At 39.5% G+C, this 21,499-nt stretch carries 13 protein-coding genes and 1 pseudogene; 4 read left to right on the plus strand and 10 right to left on the minus strand.

Annotated elements, in window-relative coordinates; genetic code table 11:
* Positions 1-3 precede the first annotated feature (3 nt).
* The 7 genes from fusA to ACOWPH_RS06325 all read right to left on the minus strand — a co-directional run bounded on the left by fusA (position 4) and on the right by ACOWPH_RS06325 (position 6,946).
* Positions 4-2,082, minus strand: coding sequence for an elongation factor G (fusA, locus tag ACOWPH_RS06295; protein ID WP_015214571.1), 2,079 nt, complete (start codon positions 2,080-2,082; stop codon positions 4-6).
* 134 nt (positions 2,083-2,216) lie between these two features.
* Positions 2,217-2,687, minus strand: coding sequence for a 30S ribosomal protein S7 (rpsG, locus tag ACOWPH_RS06300; RefSeq protein WP_015214572.1), 471 nt, complete (start codon positions 2,685-2,687; stop codon positions 2,217-2,219).
* A gap of 144 nt (positions 2,688-2,831) precedes the next feature.
* The gene (locus ACOWPH_RS06305; protein WP_250973261.1) at positions 2,832-2,975 is read right to left on the minus strand and encodes a hypothetical protein; all 144 of its coding nucleotides are present in this window, start codon (positions 2,973-2,975) and stop codon (positions 2,832-2,834) included.
* A gap of 73 nt (positions 2,976-3,048) precedes the next feature.
* Positions 3,049-3,432 carry a 30S ribosomal protein S12 gene (gene rpsL, locus ACOWPH_RS06310; protein ID WP_015214573.1) on the minus strand — a complete coding sequence of 128 codons (384 nt, stop codon included), beginning with the start codon at positions 3,430-3,432 and terminating at the stop codon, positions 3,049-3,051.
* 118 nt (positions 3,433-3,550) lie between these two features.
* Positions 3,551-3,877, minus strand: coding sequence for a HesB/IscA family protein (locus tag ACOWPH_RS06315; protein WP_042465974.1), 327 nt, complete (start codon positions 3,875-3,877; stop codon positions 3,551-3,553).
* Positions 3,878-4,163: 286 nt separating this feature from the next.
* A complete protein-coding gene (locus tag ACOWPH_RS06320) occupies positions 4,164-4,583 on the minus strand; it encodes a phosphomannose isomerase type II C-terminal cupin domain (RefSeq protein ID WP_015214575.1) in 420 nt (139 codons plus the stop codon).
* Between the two features lie 404 nt (positions 4,584-4,987).
* On the minus strand, positions 4,988-6,946 hold the full coding sequence (locus ACOWPH_RS06325; RefSeq protein ID WP_015214576.1) for a phosphodiester glycosidase family protein: 1,959 nt from the start codon (positions 6,944-6,946) through the stop codon (positions 4,988-4,990).
* Between the two features lie 786 nt (positions 6,947-7,732).
* On the opposite strand from ACOWPH_RS06325, the gene ACOWPH_RS06330 reads away from it, so the two are divergent.
* Positions 7,733-12,436, plus strand: a complete 4,704-nt coding sequence (locus tag ACOWPH_RS06330) for a glutamate synthase-related protein (RefSeq protein ID WP_015214578.1) — start codon at positions 7,733-7,735, stop codon at positions 12,434-12,436.
* Positions 12,437-12,477: 41 nt separating this feature from the next.
* Here the strand turns inward: ACOWPH_RS06330 and ACOWPH_RS06335 are convergent, their stop codons facing one another.
* From ACOWPH_RS06335 to ACOWPH_RS06345, 3 genes and pseudogenes are all read right to left on the minus strand, one after another.
* Positions 12,478-13,386, minus strand: a complete 909-nt coding sequence (locus tag ACOWPH_RS06335; RefSeq protein WP_015214579.1) for a polysaccharide deacetylase family protein — start codon at positions 13,384-13,386, stop codon at positions 12,478-12,480.
* Between the two features lie 578 nt (positions 13,387-13,964).
* The gene (locus ACOWPH_RS06340; protein WP_096713146.1) at positions 13,965-14,333 is read right to left on the minus strand and encodes an EamA family transporter; all 369 of its coding nucleotides are present in this window, start codon (positions 14,331-14,333) and stop codon (positions 13,965-13,967) included.
* A gap of 285 nt (positions 14,334-14,618) precedes the next feature.
* Positions 14,619-15,564, minus strand: a pseudogene (locus ACOWPH_RS06345) (glycosyltransferase family 2 protein).
* A gap of 230 nt (positions 15,565-15,794) precedes the next feature.
* Between ACOWPH_RS06345 and ACOWPH_RS06350 the strand changes: the two are divergent.
* The 3 genes from ACOWPH_RS06350 (at position 15,795) to ACOWPH_RS06360 (ending at position 21,467) form a co-directional block, all read left to right on the plus strand.
* Positions 15,795-18,233, plus strand: coding sequence for a hypothetical protein (locus ACOWPH_RS06350; RefSeq protein ID WP_015214582.1), 2,439 nt, complete (start codon positions 15,795-15,797; stop codon positions 18,231-18,233).
* Positions 18,234-18,235: 2 nt separating this feature from the next.
* A complete protein-coding gene (locus tag ACOWPH_RS06355; RefSeq protein WP_015214583.1) occupies positions 18,236-19,771 on the plus strand; it encodes an ArnT family glycosyltransferase in 1,536 nt (511 codons plus the stop codon).
* Positions 19,772-19,973: 202 nt separating this feature from the next.
* The gene (locus tag ACOWPH_RS06360; RefSeq protein ID WP_015214584.1) at positions 19,974-21,467 is read left to right on the plus strand and encodes a mannosyltransferase; all 1,494 of its coding nucleotides are present in this window, start codon (positions 19,974-19,976) and stop codon (positions 21,465-21,467) included.
* The last annotated feature ends 32 nt before the right edge of the window (positions 21,468-21,499 follow it).

A 21,499-nucleotide genomic window follows, 5' to 3' on the forward strand; every position in this document is an offset into this window, starting at 1 on the left:
TAATTAAGCGTTCCCTTTGCTTTTTGCAATGATAGTTTCAGCCACGCTGCGAGGCACCTCTTCATAGTGGCTGAACTCCATTGTAAAGATACCCCGGCCTTGGGTCTTAGACCGAATATCTGTAGCGTAGCCAAACATAGTCGCTAGTGGAACTTTGGATGTCACCTTAGCGAGTCCTTGTTCAGTGCTTTGGCTTTCAATCTGTCCCCGACGGGCGATGAGGTCGCCAATAACGTTGCCGATAAAGTCTTCGGGAACTTCCACTTCAACTTTCATCATAGGCTCTAACAGCACTGGAGAAGCTTTTGATACTGCCTCTTTCATTGCCATTGAGCCGGCAATTTTGAAAGCCATTTCCGAAGAGTCTACATCGTGGTAAGAACCATCTATCAAAGTAGCTTTGACATCAATGAGTGGATATCCAGCGACAACGCCGGATTCACAACATTCTTTCATTCCCTGTTCTGCCGGGCTAACGTACTCTTTGGGTACAGTACCACCAACAATCTTGGAGACGAACTCAAAACCTGTGCCTGGTTCTCCTGGCTCTAAATTGATGACAACGTGACCGTACTGTCCTTTACCACCACTTTGACGGATGAATTTACCTTCAATTTTGTTAACGGCTTTACGAATTGTTTCGCGGTAAGCTACCTGTGGCGCACCCACATTTGCTTCCACTTTAAATTCTCGTAACATCCGGTCTACCAAAATTTCTAGGTGCAGTTCACCCATCCCCGCAATTACAGTTTGGTTGGTTTCTGGATCGACGCGGACACGGAAGGTGGGATCTTCTTCTGACAGGGATTGCAAGGCCTTGGACAATTTGTCCATGTCATTCTTGGTTTTGGGTTCAACCGCTACCGAGATGACAGGCTCAGGAATGAATAGGGATTCCAGAATGACTGGTGATCCTTCATCGCATAAAGTGTCACCTGTTAAGGTGTCTTTTAATCCTAATGCTGCGCCTAAATCACCTGCTCGCAGTTCTTCCACGTCTTGTCGGTCATCCGCTTTCATCAGTACTAGGCGGGAAATCCGTTCTTTCTTGTCTTTGCTGGCGTTGAGGACGTAGCTACCTTTTTTCAACACACCAGAATAAACACGAACGAAGGTAAGGCGACCGTAGGGGTCAGCCATGATTTTGAATGCCAGGGCGGCTAGGGGTTCGTTGTCATCTGCCCGACGCTCGACAGTCTCACCATTGGGTAATAAGCCTTGAATTGGTGGCACTTCTGTTGGTGCAGGTAGATAATCTACGACTGCATCTAACATCAACTGCACGCCTTTGTTTTTGAAGGCTGAACCGCAAAGTACTGGCACAATAGTTCCCGCAGTTGTGCCTTTACGTAGGGCTAAACGGATTTCTGCTTCTGTCAGTTCTTCGCCCTCGAAGTACTTATTCATCAGAGCATCATCCGTTTCTGATACTGCTTCAACTAGCTTGGTGCGGTATTCGTTCGCTTGTTCTAGCAATTCTGCTGGAATTGCTGCTTCTTCAATATCAGTTCCTTGGTCATTGTTGTATATGTAAGCACACATCCGTACCAAGTCAATGATGCCCTTAAAGTCATTTTCACTACCGATGGGTAGCTGAATGGCGATCGCATTTGCCCGCAAGCGATCGCGCATTTGCTCATGAACTCTATAAAAGTTCGCACCCGTGCGATCCATTTTGTTAATAAAAGCAATCCGAGGCACGCTATAACGGTCTGCTTGCCGCCACACTGTCTCAGATTGTGGTTGGACACCACCGACGGAACAAAAGACGGCGATTACACCATCTAACACGCGCATGGAACGTTCCACTTCAATGGTGAAGTCAACGTGGCCAGGAGTATCGATAATGTTAATTTGATGATCTTTCCAGCTGGTGCTGATAGCAGCGGCAGTAATGGTAATTCCCCGTTCCCGCTCCTGCTCCATCCAGTCTGTTACGGCAGTTCCTTCGTGAACTTCACCAATTTTATGAATTATCCCAGAGTAAAATAATATTCTCTCTGTTGTCGTTGTTTTTCCCGCATCTATATGCGCCGCAATACCGATATTGCGTACTTTCTCTAGCGGGTGTGTACGTGCCACAATTACCTCCTATAGTTTTCGCCTCATGATATCTTGTATATTACTCTTTGTTAAGATTCTATACTTTTACGGAAAACCGTCTGTTCGAGAAATTTGAAGATATACCGTTTTGAGGCGATATATCGTTTCTCTAATTAGTAGCGATAATGTGCAAATGCTTTATTCGCTTCAGCCATCCGGTGCGTTTCTTCCCGCTTGCGAATGGAGCTTCCTGTTTCGTTAGCAGCGTCCATTAACTCATTTGCTAGTCTACTGGCCATGGTACGTCCAGGTCTAGACCTAGAGAACTGCACTAACCAACGCAATGCCAGGGTAGTACCCCGATCTGAACGCACTTCCATTGGTACTTGATAAGTCGCTCCACCTACTCGCCGAGCTTTTACTTCCACTAAGGGCGTTGCGTTTCGCACTGCTCTTTCAAATGTTTCCAAAGCACCGGCACCAGTGCGTTCTTCAATAGTTTTTAAGGCATCATACACAATTCTGGCGGCAAGTGATTTCTTGCCATGACGCATGATCCGCCTGATAATCATGCTCACAAGGCGACTGTTGTACACTGAGTCAGACGGAACTGGGCGCCTTTGACTAACACCACGACGAGACATACTTCATCCTTAAATTCGGAATTTGGCAACGAAATTATATGCTATCAGAACATAGGAGCCTAAAAGATGTGTAAGTAGCTGCTCAAATTTCCTTGAGTTTTAGCTTTAGTCACAACCAGGCTAAACTGATTTTTTCCTAACCCTCTACCAGACACACAAGGCGACTACATCATCAACTTTAATATTTACATTAAAGTGCTGCGATCGCATTACAGTATTCGGCTTTAAAACCCTTACACTTGCTCGCTTAGTGCAAGTTACAGCTTGATTTCTTAAACAAGAAGACACCGCTATATTTTGTGTTTTATGGGGCTTGAGGTGAGGCGATTAATCATTTTTGAGGTGATTAATCGCCTAGTTCCTATTTTTTAGCTTCTTTAGGGCGCTTAGTTCCATATTTGGAACGTCCTTGCTTACGGTCTTTAACTCCGGCTGTATCTAACGTGCCACGAATAATGTGGTATCTCACGCCCGGTAAGTCCTTTACCCGACCACCACGAATCATCACAACAGAGTGTTCTTGCAAGTTATGACCAATGCCTGGAATGTAAGCAGTGACTTCAAATCCAGAAGTTAGTCTGACTCTTGCTACTTTGCGGAGAGCTGAGTTAGGTTTTTTAGGGGTAGTTGTGTATACTCTGGTACAAACGCCTCGGCGTTGAGGGCATTGTTTCAGAGCAGGGGACTTGGTTTTCTGACGCGCTTGTTCGCGTTCTGTGCGTATTAGCTGCTGTATTGTTGGCATGAGTTACAGCGCGTAAAGCTGCTTATGTTCTATTTTAACAAATCCTGATTATAGCGTTTTTTGTGTTTTTATGTCAATTATTATTTTGTTAATTATTCAGTTGTGCATTCCTCATCACTTACTGAATAATAGAGAAAGAATTACCACAGCTACAGGTAGAGATTGCTAATGGGTTATGGAACTGAAAACCTCCACCCATAAGATCCTCTGAATAATCTAATTTCAACCCTTTGATGTAATTAAGGGTTTGAGTATCTATGATGACTTGAATATTATCCAAGTAAAAAACCTGATCTTCGACCTTAACGACTGCATCGAAAGCAATATCATAAAACAAGCCAGAACAGCCACCGGGCTTGACTTGTAAGCGAAAAAATATGTTTGGCTGTTGTTTGGATTTTAATCGCTCGATCTCATTAACAGCCGCGAGACTCAATTGAATCATGGAATTTTTATAGCGATCCGAAACTCCATATTCAATATTAGCAGGAGTATGGCTATAGCTTGCACGACGACGCAGGAGTCTCATAGTCCACCCTGCACTATTAAGTAGGGTTTGCTGTAAAGCCCTGCGGGCATAGCTTCGCTTACCGCGTAGCGTGCCGTTAGGCATAAAGGTTATCTCTAGTTCAGGAGTATGGCTAACGCCACGCTATCAGGAGGAGTTGGAAGCAGGTAAGAATAGTATCGAGCCTGGAAAATTGGCTTTGTCCATCTTCCCAGTTCCATCTCTATCTTTCACTGCGAGCATAGTCATCTTGGTAGCGAATAATATCATCTTCGCCCAAGTATTCACCATTCTGCACTTCAATCAAAATTAAGGGAATCACACCAGGATTCTCTAAACGATGAACGGTACATTGAGGTACATAGGTTGACTGATTATTACTCAGTAAAATTTCTTTCTCACCACAAACTACCTTAGCTGTACCTGAGACAACAATCCAATGTTCGCTGCGGTGGTGGTGCATTTGTAGACTGAGGCGATGTCCAGGCTTAACTTCAATGCGTTTAATTTTATATCCGCGCCCTTCTTCTAAAACTGTAAAAGAACCCCAAGGACGTAGTTCACTTGCAGCAATACTTTTAGAATTTACTGCTGCGCTAAAGGGTAGAGTGTTAGCTGGTGTGGTTTCTGTCAATTGAGCCATAGTTACCTCATTTGGAGACATACAAAAATTTTATGATTCTTAATAATTGAGGAGAGAATTGTGGCTGATATTGCCAGTGCGAGAATTAGCAAATTAATTTCACTTTGATAACCATAGCAAAATCAGATGTTATGGCGTAACCTATTCCTAGTGAAAGTCTTGGGTCTACACTAATTCTTCATCAATACAAAACCCAGCTTGTTGGCAGCTTTAAAAAAGTATTGCAGAATAAACATTTGGGGAAAATCTTAGATGCAAAATTAGAACCTGTCTTTGATAGTTTGACATTTTTAGCAGAAGTTACGGACAAGTTAGGAAAAACGAACCACAGAGGACGCAGAGGACACGGAGAAATAAGAGTTTCAGCGGTTTTTTGTGTAAGTTTTATTTAGTTTTGAGTAGGTTTATGGCTGTGGTTTCAGAAAAATACCGATACCATTATGGACACGGGCGGCTGTATTGGGGGAACGGTCTAGTAGTTGCCCTCCCAGGTATAAACTCGTAGAACTACCACCGTCCAAGTTGAGGGCATTCACACAGCCCATAACTTGCATTAATTGGGCGTGTTCGGCTAAGGTGGGGCCATGTCCGCCAGCGCGAGTATGTACGGCAGTAATGAGCAGATTACCTGTTGTGGTGGTACAAATACCGCTACGAATAGCTTTTTCGGCTATGAAGGCGGTGCTGAATTTTTCGGCTTTGGCATCGAGAACAATTTGCCGATTCTGTAATAATAATGGGCCTGCACCGATAATGTAAGGGTAATTGCTAAACTCATTGGGTGTAGTGGTGCTGTTAAGACTGACTTTTGTGCCAATAGGTAATTGAGAGGCGTTACTGGTAGCAGTGCCGCGTAGAGTTAGTATATAGCCGTTTTGGGGAATAGGAATATTAGTTGTTCCAGCTTTTCCACCAGATAACTGATTGGTAATTTGGTTATTTTGGACGAATAGAAGAATTTCATTATCAATGATGGGTGTATAACTAGCTCCCCAGGCTGAGGTGTAACGGGCAATGCCGCTTTGTACGTAGCCGCTGTTAAGAAAAAGAATTGGGAAAGGCTGGTTATTGGTACTGATTAAAGTTTCATTTAAAGTGAGACGACCAAAATAAAATTGTCCTGAATCATTCCAAGCGATCGCTCCTCGGTTTAAAATTGGCCCTGATATCCACTGATTATTCTGACGAATTGCCCCCAAAGGAAATCTATTATTGCGGTTAAAATAACCCCCATTAATCCCTGCTACAGCTAAATAACGTTGTGCAATTTGAATCAAAGGGGCAGTACCCGCTAAGATATCAGAACTTGCCCATATTGGTTTTAGTGTGATACCAACTTCACGGGGATTAACTTCTAACCAAACCACGGGAAAGCTTGCTGTACCTAAATTAATAAACCTTTGTTGCCAGCGTAATCCCTTAGCCCAGGTGATATCCCTTGCTACCAAAGCATCAGGTCGAATATCAATCACTAAACGATTGGGGTTAGTAACAGCACTAATTCGCGGAGATAATCCAAAGGGAACGCTAAGATGAATATTTGTTTGGTTACTAACCATCTCCACTTTTTGAATCAGTGGTTCAGAAATCGGTAATTGTTTTAACTGGTCTGGCGGTGTTGTCGGTTGGGGTGCATAACGTTGAATTAAGGCGTTATCAGCCTTACTATCCAGGGTAACTATCCACTCCCTATTCAATGGTGTAGCTGGTTTGTTAGTTGGCGCGTTGGCATTAACAGGTCTTTTTATAGGTTGTCCTTGTACAACTTTCCACGGAGTGGGACGATCTAAATCAACAACAAGTCTGTCACCCCAAGTTTGTTTACCTTGACGAATATTGTTAACTTGTGCTGGCGGGGTAGAAATTAACAAAATATTACCATTGGCTTGCATTTGCCAGCCTGCTGTTTGAGCAAAACTCGAAATATCTAAATAGCGATATCCTCCCCACAACTTAGCCTTAAGTGCTGGTATACCTGACGAAAACCACTCCACTGGTTGTTGTTCAGGATTGCTGCTACTTAATAAATCTACCCCCATCAATTGCCTCAGCGCCCCATCACTAAGATGAATTGTCACCGTACCATTACTTTCCCGTTGCTGTAACCAGGCTCCTTGCACTGTGCGACCATTGAGAGAAATTTGATTACCGGATGGTATCACTTGTGATGAAGCAGGTGTTGGTAATTGGGAAATATAGGTTGGTAAAGATTGAGTATTTGCAGCCGACTCTTGGGCTTTAGTCGCACCAGCAGTTAAGCACAGTACAGTCGAAAGAATTGAGGACACAGAGTAGCGGAAAAATCTGCTATTGCTAATGAGGACAAGGGTATTTAGCTGTGCTTGTTGGTAACGATTCGGCATTTTGACCATCCTGACCTAAGTATTTTTGAACGTTACCAGCTTAAGCTAGTATGGGGAAATATTAAAAAAATATGTTTTTGCTTTTCAACAATCGTGATATTATGTAGGTTGGATTTTTCTATCTTGTAAAAACTGGCAAGCAAATTTTACGCCAAAATTACCAACGCACAATGTTCTTAAGGACACCATCCTTAAACAAGCTATAATAGTAGTCTTGATATTCAAACCTAGATGAAAAAATTCCCTGCTCACCGATAGCTGCCACTGTTGCGACTTTAAGTGAGGTCTAGTTGATGACAAGACAAGTGGCAATAAGTAAGCAGTAAAAATATAGACGACAACAGAAGCTATTTTAGGAATTGTCAAATGGGCATATAGTGTAATACGCTGACTTCGTTGCTGCATCAGGATAATTGCGGCTTTCAGGACATTAGACTGTTCAGTTGAAATTTGATTTCAGGTATGCCGAGATAGGTAATATCTGACAGTTATCCTTTATCTGGTCAAAAAGGATTGAAAAATACTTAGCTTTACCACACTAAATAGAAGTAATGTCAGGGAAACCAAATTATTCGCGCAAAGTTAGTTTTTCCAGCAGTGCATAAGCAAATAAAAAAATAACGCGGTGATTTTAACACGAGTGAGCTAAAAAGTTAACTCGAAGTTAAAATTTTTTTTCCCTAAATTTTCGTGACTATTTATTTCTCCAACGCTCAATCTTAGAAATTTTTTCCCAGCAGTAGCAACAGTGGCAAAATCTGTAACTCAACATTTCAGGAATAGAGTATGAATCATCAACAGTTAAATCAGGGTCACAAAAACACATTGTCGGAGATGGAAAATAAAGATACCTTCCAAGGGCAAAAGTGGTTAGTAGAAGAAAGAGATGCCTGTGGTGTGGGCTTTATTGCCCATCGTCAAAATAGTTCCAGCCATGAAATTTTGGCAAAAGCTTTAACTGCCCTTACTTGCCTAGAACACAGAGGCGGTTGTAGTGCTGACCAAGATTCTGGTGATGGTGCAGGCATCTTGACAGCGATTCCTTGGGAATTGTTTCAACAAGAAGGAATTGATGTTGCCAACACTGGCAAAATGGCAGTAGGAATGATATTCTTACCCCAAGACCAGAAAGCAGCCCAACAAGCAAAAGCTGTATTTGAGCAAGTAGCGGCTGAAGAAAAATTCACTGTACTGGGCTGGCGAGTAGTCCCTGTGCGTTCAGATGTCTTAGGGTTGCAAGCAAAAGAAAATCAACCCCAAATAGAACAAGTTTTTTTAGCTTCGGCTGATAAAAGCGGTGACGAATTAGAACGGGAATTGTATATTACCCGCCGTCGCATTGTCAAAGCTGCCAAAAATATCTCAGAAGAATTTTATGTTTGCTCCTTATCTGTCCGCACAATCGTCTACAAAGGGATGGTGCGTTCATCTGTATTGGGAGAATTTTACGAAGATTTAAAAAATCCAGCTTTTAAAATCGCTTTTGCTGTTTATCATCGCCGCTTTAGTACCAACACGATGCCGAAATGGCCTTTGGCACAACCAATGCGGCTATTGGGTCACAATGGTGAAATCAATACACTGTTGGGCAACATTAACTGGATGATGGCACGGGAAGCCACCTTAGATCACCCTGTATGGAATGGTCGAGAAGATGAATTTAAGCCACTGGTAAATATTGACAGCAGCGATTCAGCCACCCTTGACAACGTGCTGGAGTTGCTCGTCCGTTCTGGCCGCAGCCCCTTGGAAGCCTTAATGATGATGGTTCCAGAGGCTTATAAAAATCAACCTTCTTTACAAAATTATCCAGAAATTGTTGATTTCTATGAATATTACAGCGGTTTGCAAGAAGCCTGGGACGGCCCTGCACTTTTGGTATTTAGTGATGGGAAAAGAGTTGGTGCTACTTTAGACCGCAATGGTTTAAGACCGGCTCGCTATGTGATTACTAAAGATGACTATATTGTGGTTGCTTCCGAAGCTGGTGTGATTGAATTCCCAGAAGCTGACATTTTGGAAAAAGGCAGATTGGGACCAGGACAAATGATTGCTGTGGATTTAAGCAGCAATGAGATTTTGAAGAACTGGGAAATTAAACAGCGTATTGCTAACTTACATCCCTATGGCGATTGGTTGCAACAACACCGTCAAGAGTTGAAACAGTTGGTAAAACCATCAGTTGCTAATGGTAATGGTAACGGTCATCATCCAACTGACGATGGACATCTAACTGCTGAGAAACTGGATAAACAAACTTTACTGCAACAGCAAATTGCTTTTGGCTACACCACAGAAGATGTAGAAATGGTGATTCAGCCTATGGCTAACACTGGTGCAGAACCGACTTTCTGCATGGGGGATGATATTCCTTTAGCGGTGCTGTCAGAAAAACCACACTTGCTGTATGACTATTTCAAACAGCGTTTTGCTCAGGTGACAAACCCACCTATTGACCCATTACGGGAAAAGCTGGTGATGTCCTTGACTGTGGAATTGGGAGAAAGAGGTAATTTATTAGATCCTCAACCAGAACACGCCCGCAGACTGAAGCTAGAATCACCTGTGCTGACGGAAAGTGAGTTAACCGCAATTAAGCTGTCTGGTTTTGCGACTGCTGAGTTGTCAACTTTGTTCTCTATTGCTGCTGGCCCAAATAGTTTAAAAGCCGCTGTGGAAGCTTTACAACAACAAGCGGCGGAATCAGTGCGGGCTGGTGCGAAGATTTTGATATTGAGTGATAAGATTCACCCCACTCTTAATCAGGGTGAAAAAGAGGGGATAAGTGCCGAATATACTTATATTCCACCTTTGTTGGCTGTGGGTGCGGTTCACCATTACTTAATCCGCGAAGGTGTGCGGATGAAAACATCTTTGGTTGTTCATACTGCCCAATGTTGGAGTACCCATCACTTTGCTTGTCTTTTGGGATACGGTGCTGGCGCGGTTTGCCCATATATGGCTTTGGATACTGTGCGTGATTGGTGGTCTGACCCGAAAACGCAACAGTTTATGCAAAGGGGGAAAATTAATAATCTGACTCTGGAACAAGCGATCGCAAATTATCGCCAAGCTGTAGAATCAGGTTTGTTGAAAATTCTCTCCAAAATGGGAATTTCTCTGCTTTCTAGCTATCAAGCAGCACAAATCTTTGAAGCTATTGGTATTGGTGGAGATTTGTTAGCTTTGGGTTTCTGGGGGACAACTTCCCGTATTGGTGGGCTGAGTTGTTCGGAACTAGCTCAAGAGGTGCTTTCTTTCCACAGCAAGGGTTTCCCAGAACTGTCAGCCAAGAAGTTAGAAAATCTGGGGTTTGTCCAGTATCGTCCCGGTGGTGAATATCATAGCAATAGCCCGGAACTGGTGAAGGCGCTGCATAAGGCTGTAGATGGGAAGAATTATGACCATTACGAAGTTTATAAACAGCATTTGCAAAGTAGACCAGCAACGGCTTTGCGAGATTTATTAGATTTTACAAGCGACCGCTCATCTATCCCCATCGAAGAAGTAGAATCAGTCAGTGAGATTGCTCAACGCTTCTGTACTGGAGGAATGTCTTTAGGTGCGCTGTCACGGGAAGCCCATGAAACTTTAGCGATCGCTATGAATCGCATTGGTGGTAAATCTAATTCTGGTGAAGGTGGCGAAGATCCAGTTCGTTACAAAGTATTAAATGATGTTGACGCAACGGGACATTCACCCACTCTCCCCCATTTGAATGGTTTGAGAAATGGTGACACAGCTTCTAGCGCCATCAAACAAGTTGCTTCCGGTCGTTTTGGTGTCACCCCAGGATACCTAGCCAGTGCCAAACAAATTGAAATCAAAATCGCCCAGGGCGCAAAACCAGGTGAAGGTGGACAACTACCGGGGCCAAAAGTCAGCCCCTATATCGCTATGTTGCGCCGTTCTAAACCTGGTGTAACTCTGATTTCGCCACCACCCCACCATGATATTTACTCAATTGAAGACCTAGCGCAGTTGATTTTTGACCTGCATCAAATTAACCCAAAAGCACAGGTTTCAGTAAAATTAGTGGCTGAAATCGGGATTGGCACAATTGCGGCTGGTGTAGCCAAAGCCAACGCCGATATTATCCAAATTTCCGGTCATGATGGTGGTACTGGCGCATCTCCTTTGAGTTCTATTAAACACGCTGGTAGTCCGTGGGAACTCGGATTAAGTGAAGTGCATCGGGTGTTGATGGAAAATGGATTGCGCGATCGCGTCACCTTAAGAGTTGATGGTGGTCTTAAGAGTGGTTGGGATGTCCTCGTTGGGGCTTTAATGGGCGCTGAAGAGTTCGGTTTCGGCTCTATCGCCATGATTGCTGAAGGTTGTATTATGGCGCGGGTATGTCATTTAAATACCTGTCCCAAAGGCGTGGCTACTCAAAAAGAAGAATTACGCCAACGCTTTACAGGTATCCCCGAAAACGTGGTTAATTTCTTCTATTTTGTCGCTGAAGAAGTACGCAGTCTATTAGCTAAACTGGGTTATCGTTCCTTGACAGAATTGACTGGTAGGGCGGATTTGTTCACTGTCCGTTCTGATGTGAAATTGAATAAAACTCAAGCCCTAAACCTAGACTGCTTAACTAAGCTACCAGATGCAAAACAAAACCGTAGCTGGTTGGAGCATGAAAAAGTCCACAGCAATGGATCTGTTTTAGATGACCAAATTTTAGCTGATACGGATATTCAAGCCGCAATTAGCAATCAATCGACAATCAGTAAGACTTTTAACGTTGTCAACACCGATAGAACCGTAGGATCAAGATTAGCAGGAGCGATCGCATCCCAGTATGGTGATAGCGGCTTTGAAGGGCAAATTAACCTCAATTTTCAAGGTAGCATCGGGCAAAGCTTTGGCGCATTTAACCTACCTGGCTTAACTCTGACTTTGACAGGGGAAGCTAACGACTATGTAGGTAAGGGGATGCACGGTGGGGAGATTATCATCAAACCCCCAGCAAATGCTAACTATGACCCGTCACAAAACGTGATTGTTGGCAATACCTGTCTTTATGGTGCGACTGGTGGCGTATTATTTGCCAACGGTTTAGCCGGAGAACGGTTTGCTGTGCGTAATTCTAAAGGTACAGCAGTAATTGAAGGGGCTGGTGATCACTGCTGTGAGTATATGACTGGTGGTGTGATTGTGGTTTTGGGTAAAGTCGGCCGCAACGTAGGTGCGGGGATGACTGGAGGACTGGGATACTTCTTAGATGAAGATGGTGCTTTCCCTGAGTTAGTTAACAAAGCTATTGTTAAAACTCAGCGCGTAGTTACAGAAACTGGTGCGAAACAACTTTATGAATTAATTAAAGCTCATAGTGATCGCACCAATTCACCCAAAGCACAACTAATTTTACAAAACTGGGAAGAATTTCTACCCAAGTTTTGGCAGTTAGTTCCACCTTCTGAATCTGACAGTCCTGAAGCCAATCCTGAAGCAACTTCAGAACAAAAACAGCTAAGTTCTGTTTAATTCTAGGGGCGGGGAGAACCCGCCCTTCAAGGTTTCCCTAGTTACTTCTTCTTAGCCATTAACTCTAGGTTTTTATCTTGCATTTCTAAAAGTTCTGGAATAGTAACAAAGTCATAACCCTGCTTGCGGAATCTACTGATAATTTCTGGTAAAGCTTTGACGGTGTGAGTGCGATCGCCACCACCATCATGCATTAACACAATCCCACCAGGTTTTGCTCCCCTGAATACATTGTTAATCAACCTTGGTACGCCAGGACGAGAATAATCTATTGAATCTGTAGACCACATAATAGTTGCATACTTGTTGCTTTTAGCATAAGCTACTACTCCATTCTTCATATTGCCTCCAGGTGGACGAAACAAACTAGTTTTTACACCTGTAGTTTTATAAATAATATCTGTAGTATTAGCAACTTCATAGGCTGCCATTTGCGGGTTCATGTGGTGATACCAATGATGCCAGGTATGATTAGCAATGGTGTGACCATCGGTAACTACCCGCTTGGTTAAGTCGGGATAATTCTTGACATTTTGCCCAACAACAAAAAATGTTCCTTTGATCTTATTCTTCTTGAGAATATCCAATACTTGGATTGTACTATTAGGCCAAGGCCCATCATCAAACGTTAGAGCAATAACTTTTTGTTCTGGAGAGAGCTTAACTTCCTTAATAGTTTCCCCTTGAAACCTTAATGGTACATCGGTAGTAATCCCTTTCGCTTGCGCTTCTTGCTGCCAACTGGAGAGCATTGTCTCCTTAAATTCTTCAATACGCTCCTGAGTTCCTACTTTAGTATGGATATAATTAATACTAGTATCTTGGCTAATTTGAGCCTCAGATGTATTAGGTCTAACAAGCATCATAAAGCCAATACCCAACGTACCAGCTAAACCAACCAACGCAATTAATATTCCCTGAGTCCAAAAAAATGACTTATTGTTTTCCACCGCATAGCTCCTTCAAAAGTTGAACCATCAGTCATGCTTCTGACGGTAGGTTATAACACACTTTGTCTAGATATTTGTCAATATCGCCGGATCATAAATCAATAATTATTCCATATAATCCAGACTTTAGGAATAAACGATCTACCATTAAATAACGGCACAAACTATCAGTAACATTACTGTAAATGTATATTTTACTGCTCAAGTTTCTACCTTGTATTGAAAGAAAAAATTCAATTTTTACGGCATTAAGTTTTTTTGAGAAGCTATGAAATAGATAAACGAAAAGAACTGATGCTAGTTTCCCATAATCAAGGCTGAGTTATTTGTTAACATAGATACTCTTCAAACATACAAAAAAAAGTATTTTCTTAATAAAAAATTAGGAAATAATTATTCCGAGTGTTAGTCAGAATACTGCTTACTGGGTAACAATCATGAATCTTGAAGAAGAATTCTGTTCGATAAAACTTTCAAAATGTAAATACCCAAATTTTTTGAGCAGTCAAAATTCTGGATATTCCCAAGAGTGAAGAAGCTTATGCACTAAGAGGATTTTATTAGTAACTGTTGCTGTATTATTTTTTCCAAACCACTAATATTACTCCTGTGACTATTAAACTTAATCCCACAATACGGATGAAAGGTATAGGTTCTTTTAAAAAAAAGAACCCTAATAATACCGAAAATATATAACCAACTGATACCGCAGGAGCAGCAACACTAAGATTTACTCTTGTTAGTAGTAAAATGTAAGCGATCGCACCAATACCATAACAGCTTAGTCCTAATAAAAGTTCTGGTATGGTGATCATGTTGACAATCAGGCTAAAAATGTTCCCAGCATCAACCTTACCTAATTTGATTGCCCCCATTTTTAATAAAAATTGCCCAGCAACGCTGATAAGAACTGATACTAGTAATAAACTAAATTCTGGTGAAGACACAAATTTTACCTAAATCTCTGTAATTCTGATTTTTTAGATAAACAACAAGAACAGTGACTGCTGAGAGAAGTCCGAATATAAAGCGGTTTCCAATTATATGAGGCACATCTTAGCCCCCTCATCGCTTGCGGTGAACCATCGCTGTAGGCAGGTTTCCCAACGTAGACGACTGGTGTAAAGTCCTGTGGGCAATGGCTGCGCTTACCGCGTAGCGTGCCGGAGGCATCACCCGAAGGGGTTGGGGTTCTTGTACCTCAGAATATCGGGAAGTTCTGTATAAGCAGATCAAGTTTTTGTCAAACCTCCGATTTCTTTAAGTGTATAAAGAGGACGACCTTTGACTTCTTCGTAAATTCGGCCAATATATTCACCTAAAATGCCAATACAAATTAACTGAACTGACCCTAAGAAAAACATGGCAATTGTAATTAATGTGTAGCCTATCAAGGGAGATACTGGTGCAAATATCCGCCAATAAAGCACGAGAAATATCATAATTAACGCAATAGCAGCAGATAACAGCCCTAAATAGGTGGCAAGTCTCAGGGGAACTATGGAAAATGAGATAATACCATCAACTGCCAAGGATAAAGACTTACCAAAAGTATATTTTACATCTCCAGCATAACGGGGGCTTCTTTCAAAAAGTACGGATGTTTGTCGGAAACCTACCCAAGCGCGTAAACCACGAATATAGCGGTGACGTTCTGGCATTGCATTGAGGATATCTACTACCTGTCTATCCATTAAACAAAAGTCGCCTGTATCCACAGGAATGTCAACTTTAGCCAAGCGCTTGAGAAGGCGATAAAACAGATACGCCATTAAGCGTTTTAGCCAGCTTTCTTTTTGACGTGATATGCGCTGGGCATAAACTACTTGGTATCCTTGATGCCATTTATCAATCATCGTGATGATTAACTCTGGTGGATCTTGTAAGTCAGCATCCATGACAATAATGCTTTTGCCCTGGACAAAGTGTTAACCCTGCTGTGACGGCAATTTGATGACCAAAATTCCTAGCTAGACTCAGGTAACGCACTCGACTATTATGGTGGTGAAGTTCGCGGATCATACTCAAAGAGCGATCGCAGCTACCATCATCAATTAAAATCAGTTCAGCTTCACCATCTAACTGTGCCATGACATTAATTAGACGGTTATACATTTCTGTGATATTTTCTTCTTCGTTGTAAATGGGGATAATTAAAGAATAGACAGGTTGATTCACAGTTATTGATTATTTGGTATAAACTTGTTAATCTTGAATTCACAACAAAGATACAGCAGAATTCAGGAGTCAGGAGTCAGGAGTAAAACTGGCTTTGTGTATAGGTTTCAATTTAGATTTCGTATCTCCTAATTAACCAAACTTCTGTATCAAGTAAATACTTTGTTATTAAAGAATAAATTATTTTCAGCAAATAATTGAAATTCGGCAAATTTATCGTTTTTATAAATATGAATTATTTTCATGACTTTAAATTAAAAAAACATTATTTAATCCTATTCATAATTTGGTTATTAGCATTAGTTATAGATAGAGCTTGGTTTTTCTTAGATAATTCTATTCCTGCCCACGACCAAAGCGCACATTTAACAGGAGCATTAAGTCATTATCGCATCTTTGAAAATTTTAATCTCTTCTCAGGTGATTGGTGGTTATCTCTATGGAAATTAACTCCTAGTTATCGCGCTCCATTTGTATATATTTGCACAGTACCCTTTTTGTTTCTCTTTGGCAAGGGATACGACCAATCTAGTTCAGTGAACTTATTATATACAGCTATAATTATTCTGTCAGTATATCATCTAGGGAAATATTTATTTAATAATTACCAAATTGGAATCACTGCCAGCATCTTTTGTTTACTATTTCCGATTTTGGGAATTGTGAGAACAGATTATTTATTAGATTATGGTTTAACAGCAGTTGTCATCTTCACATTTACCATTTTAACCATTTGGAAAGATACTTATACTGGGTTTTGCTCATGGTTATTAACTATTAGCTTAGGATTAGGAATAGGGTTAATCATGTTAGCAAAACCCACAGGATTTCTTTTTATCTTCCTCCCTGGTATATGGACATTAATTATCTTCATTAAAAATCGCAAATTTATTAAAATATTTCAATCAGCCTTATCTCTAATTTTTGCGTGGCTAATTTGTGGTTCTTGGTATAGTGTAAATTGGTTAACAATTATCACTTCTGCCTTACACGCTAACAGTGTAGGAAAAAGGGAAGGTGATCCTGCTGCTAACACTATTGCTGGATGGTTATTTTATCCCCAACTTTTACCCGAAACTGTTGGTTTACCAATATTATGTGTGAGTTTAGGGATTTTATTAGTTTATCTAATTAAAAGTAAATTTTCTCAAAATGCGATTAAAAATAGCTTAGGAAATTCTGGCTTAAATTGGTTATTAATTTTCCTAGTCAGCAGTTATATACTTTGTTCCCTGGGTACAAATAAAGATATTAGATTTATTCTCCCCTGTTTTCCTATTATTAGTTTAATTTTAGCTCACTTCTTCCATCTGATAGAAAATAGCAGGTTTGATAAACTGAGGTTAGTAACCTTAGGATTAAGCCTCATAGTTTTACTGAACAACTTGTTTCCTTTACCCCTAATACAAGCATGGGGAGGAAAGCATTTACCCAATGATGATGCTAAAAAATATCCCCTTTCCCAACTAATAAATGAAATTAACCAAACAACTCCTTATTTACGCTCAACTTTAGGAATAATTCCAGTTTCATCATCGCAAATAAACGAGTTTACCTTAGATTATTTTGGTAAATTAGCAGACTTTCGTGTACATGGGAGAAAATTAACTACCAAATTAGTTGATGTCAACCAAGATTTACAGTATTTTTCTTGGTATATTACCAGAGAAAATGAACCATATTCAGCAGATGAAAAAGGACAAGTTAAACGCAAATTAACATCTTTAGTTGAATCTTCTCCTGATTTAAAATTACAGGCTGATTGGGAATTACCAAATAATGATAAATTACGATTATACCATCGTAAAAATCCAGTTGTAGTCATTGAAAAGTTAAATTCCAGTTCTGAACCAGTTACTCTAGAACAAGTTAAAATTTCTGATCAATTAATTAAAGAAAAAAATAACCCTGTAACCTATCAAGTTAAAGGCGAATGGGATAAATTACAAAATGGTTTGTTACTTTTAAAATGGCAAAATCAGCAAGGGTCATGGTATCATGATCATGCCATCGGTTTGGGACATTTATACTGTGGTTTGAAGTGTCATCCCCAAGGAGAATTTCGAGTAATTGAGAATTTATCTACATTTATCCCCAAAACACTACCTGTAGGTCAATATCAACTTTCTGCTTTATATTTAGATAGAAGAAATAGCCAAGTCACTCCTTTAAATATTCAAGATATAACGGTAACTGTGATAGATAAAGGAAACATTGAAAAATCTCCACCTTTAGATTTAGTTTCTCGCCTCTCACAATTAGCACCAGAATTACAAAATGGTAAATTAGAAAATATATTTAAACAGATAGATAATTTTAATCAATATGATCCCACCCACGATTATTTAAAACAAACTGAATTTATAGCTAATTATTACCTGCCAAATCAACCAAATAACCTTAATTGGCGTTACACTCTAGCTTTATCACAACTTTTACAGCGCAAAGCACCAGAATTAATCCAGAACTTAACAGAGTTAACTAAATATGATGCTCAAAATCCTTACCTATGGACTTATTTAGCCGTTGTTCATTTATATAGCTTTCAACCAAGACTAGCTGAAAAACCATTAACTATAGCCGAAAAAATTAAACCAGATATACCTGAATTAAAAACATTAAAAACCGTCACTAATATCATGAAATTTTTACCATTAATCAATTTTTAAATATGAGGAATAACCGCTGGTTGTTAGGTTTATTATTTACATCTTTATGTCTGTGGCTAATATTTTTAGGAAACTCACCTTTAAGAGATTGGGATGAAGGTACTATAGCCCAAGTTGCCCGTGAAATTTGGCGTAACCCCGTGGATAAAATGGTTTGGCTGTATCCAACTTTAGGAGGTGAACCATATCATAATAAACCGCCTTTAATACACTGGTTAATTGCTATTTCTTATTCTTTAGGAGGTGTAAATGAATGGACAACTCGCTTACCAAGTGCGATATTAACTGCGTTGGGTGTGCCTTTACTTTACTCAGTAGGAAATTTAGTTTTTAACCAAAGTTTACCAGCATTATTTACTGCTTTAGTTTATATGACCATGTTACCTGTAGTACGTCATGGCAGATTAGCAATGTTGGACGGTGCGATTGTAACATTTTTTTTATTGTTATTATTTTGTATTTTAAAATCACGTCAGCAGCGAATTTATGCTTTAGGAATTGGCTTGAGTTTAGGATTAATTACTCTTACTAAAGGCATGATAGTTTTGCTATTGGGGGGAATTGCAGGTTTATTTATCCTTGCGAATAAACAGTTTTATTTATTTAAAAGTTTATATTTATGGATAGGAATATTATTCGGTAATGCTTTACCTATTGCTTGGTATATTGCCCAATGGCGACATTATGGTGAGAATTTTTTACAAATAAATTTTCAATCACAAACTTTCGCGCGACTAGTGGAATCTGTAGAAGGTCATAGTGGGCCTGTTTGGTTCTATTTAATAGAAATACTTAAATATGGGTTTCCCTGGGTGTTATTTTTGCCGGGTGGGTTATATTTAGCTTGGAAAAACCGTGATAGTGCTTGGGGTTGTTTGATTATTCTTAGCACAGTGATTTATTTTGGAACTATCTCGGTTATGAGTACAAAACTGCCATGGTATGTAATACCTATATATCCATTTTTAGCTTTAGCTATTGGTATTAATTTGAGCGAAATTTGGCAGAAAGGGAAGTTTAATGTCAAATTTTTGGGAGGATTTTTTACTTTTATAAGTGTTGCAGGTTTGGGAGGTTGTGTTTATTTTAGTTTTGCTGACCCACAACCTGTATTAATTATTATGAGTATTATTTTAGCAATCAGTATGGGAATTGTTGCATGGTTAGTTATTAAGCAAAATCGTAATTTTATTCCAGTTTTATTTTCGGGAATGTATTTAGTTTTATTGCTTTTAATGAGTTCCCATTCATGGATTTGGGAGTTAAACGAAGCGTTCCCAGTTAAACCAGTAGCTGCATTAATTCGTCAACATATTCCAGCGGGAACAACTATTTATACTTCTTTTGCTTATAATCGTCCCAGTTTAGATTTTTATTGTGATTGTAAAGTAATTGCTGTTCCTAACTCCGTGTTACGGGAAATGTGGGCTAATAAATTTTATTTGCTGATGGATAATGAGACTTTAGAAAAAATAAATTTAAATCAAAGTAAAGTTATAGGTGAATCTAATGGCTTTAGATTAAAGTGGAAGCAATAATAATTATTAATGCCAAATACTGATTTTCAAAAGCTTTTTGAAATACCCCAAATACTAGAGGTGTCGCAATCCAAAAAAATGCTGTAGCTGTTATTTTCATCCCATGAGTAAAAAGTAAAATTTGAAGTTGTAGAATCTGAAGCAAAAAACAATAGTTAAATCTCGTCAGATTATTATTAATATAATCCTATTAGAATAACAGATGAATCACCGATTTAAACTAGATCACTCATTATTAATTATTCTAATTATATTTGCATTAATACTGCGCGTTGGTATGGCTTTAAAATTCCCCAATATTTTTTGGGCGGATGAAATTTTCCAATCCCTAGAACCTGCACACAGATTAGCTTTCGGTAATGGTATTGTCACTTGGGAATTCAGAGACGGTATTCGTTCATGGGTACTACCAGGGATTTTAGCCGGTATTATGCGTTTGACTGCGTGGATGGGAAAAGGTTCTACTGGATACCTAATAGGAATTAATATCTTTTTGTCTCTACTTTCGCTGAGTAATATCTTAATCGCATATTTATGGGGGAAAAAAATAGGAGGAACAATTACAGCTTTTATTTGTGCTGCTATTTGTACTATCTGGTTTGAACTTATCTACTTTTCACCTAAAGCTTTTACGGAAGTTGTAGCTACTCATTTTCTATTACCTGGCGTTTATTTAGGAGTTGAAAAACAAATATCTCCGACTAGAAATAGCTTATTTTTATCTGGATGTTTATTAGGAATATCTCTAGCATTCAGAATTCATTTTATTCCAGCTATAGTATTTGCTGTAGTCTACATTTGTAGAAAAGATTGGAGAGAAAAATGGTTGCCGATAATGTTAGGTATCATCGCTCCCATACTCATTTTTGGAACTATAGATGCTTTTACTTGGTCTTATCCTTTTCAATCTTTTTGGTTAAATATTTGGGTAAATATCGTCGAAGGTAGAAGTAAACTTTATGGAGTTTCTCCTTGGTATGAATATTTGATTTTCTTACTTAAAAGTTGGTCTTGGTTATCCCTACCCATTATTATTCTTGCTCTTATAGGTTCACGCCATAGTCCTATTTTGGTGTGGTTAGTATTAATTATTATCTTGTCTCATAGTTTGTTGGCTCATAAAGAATATCGCTTTATTTATCCAGTATTGCCAATGGTAATGATATTAGCAGGAATAGGAACAGGTGAATTAGTTTTAAATTTGTCCCGCAGATGGGTTTCACATAAAAAAACATTAATCGCAATATTACTCTGTCTTTTGCTTTGGACTTCTATTTCTATCGCTCTCCTCAGCCGATTTAATATTTATAGTCCTTTGAAATTTTCTACTTTTGGTACTAATTTAGAAAATACACACTTGTTTGCTACAACTAATAATTTACTAGCCTTACAAAGCTTAAGTACAGAAAATACTGTGTGTGGTCTTGGTCTTTGGGGTATTCATTGGGCTTTATCAGGAGGGTATACCTATTTTCATCGGGATGTTCCTATATATCCAGTTGATAAAGCAGCAGATTTTGAAAAGCTAAAACCTGGTTTTAATTACATTGTTGCCAATATTTCTGTACCATCTCAATATCAAAACTATACTTTGCAGAAATGTTGGCAAGGAACTTGTGTTTATAAGCGGCCAGGTTCTTGTCGCCAGATTATAGATCGTGATATCAATTATGTTCTGAAAAAATCGGGCAATTAGTAGCCTAAGCAATTTATATTTAAAATTATCTG

Source organism: Anabaena sp. PCC 7938 (assembly GCF_049315035.1).
GTDB lineage: Bacteria > Cyanobacteriota > Cyanobacteriia > Cyanobacteriales > Nostocaceae > Anabaena > Anabaena cylindrica.

Bases quoted from the DNA above. Each gene is read 5' to 3' on its own strand.
- rpsG (WP_015214572.1), bottom strand. From the start codon at position 2,687: ATGTCTCGTCGTGGTGTTAGTCAAAGGCGCCCAGTTCCGTCTGACTCA.
- rpsL (WP_015214573.1), bottom strand. From the start codon at position 3,432: ATGCCAACAATACAGCAGCTAATACGCACAGAACGCGAACAAGCGCGT.
- ACOWPH_RS06315 (WP_042465974.1), bottom strand. From the start codon at position 3,877: ATGATTCAATTGAGTCTCGCGGCTGTTAATGAGATCGAGCGATTAAAA.
- ACOWPH_RS06320 (WP_015214575.1), bottom strand. From the start codon at position 4,583: ATGGCTCAATTGACAGAAACCACACCAGCTAACACTCTACCCTTTAGC.
- ACOWPH_RS06325 (WP_015214576.1), bottom strand. From the start codon at position 6,946: ATGCCGAATCGTTACCAACAAGCACAGCTAAATACCCTTGTCCTCATT.
- ACOWPH_RS06330 (WP_015214578.1), top strand. From the start codon at position 7,733: ATGAATCATCAACAGTTAAATCAGGGTCACAAAAACACATTGTCGGAG.
- ACOWPH_RS06350 (WP_015214582.1), top strand. From the start codon at position 15,795: ATGAATTATTTTCATGACTTTAAATTAAAAAAACATTATTTAATCCTA.
- ACOWPH_RS06355 (WP_015214583.1), top strand. From the start codon at position 18,236: ATGAGGAATAACCGCTGGTTGTTAGGTTTATTATTTACATCTTTATGT.
- ACOWPH_RS06360 (WP_015214584.1), top strand. From the start codon at position 19,974: ATGAATCACCGATTTAAACTAGATCACTCATTATTAATTATTCTAATT.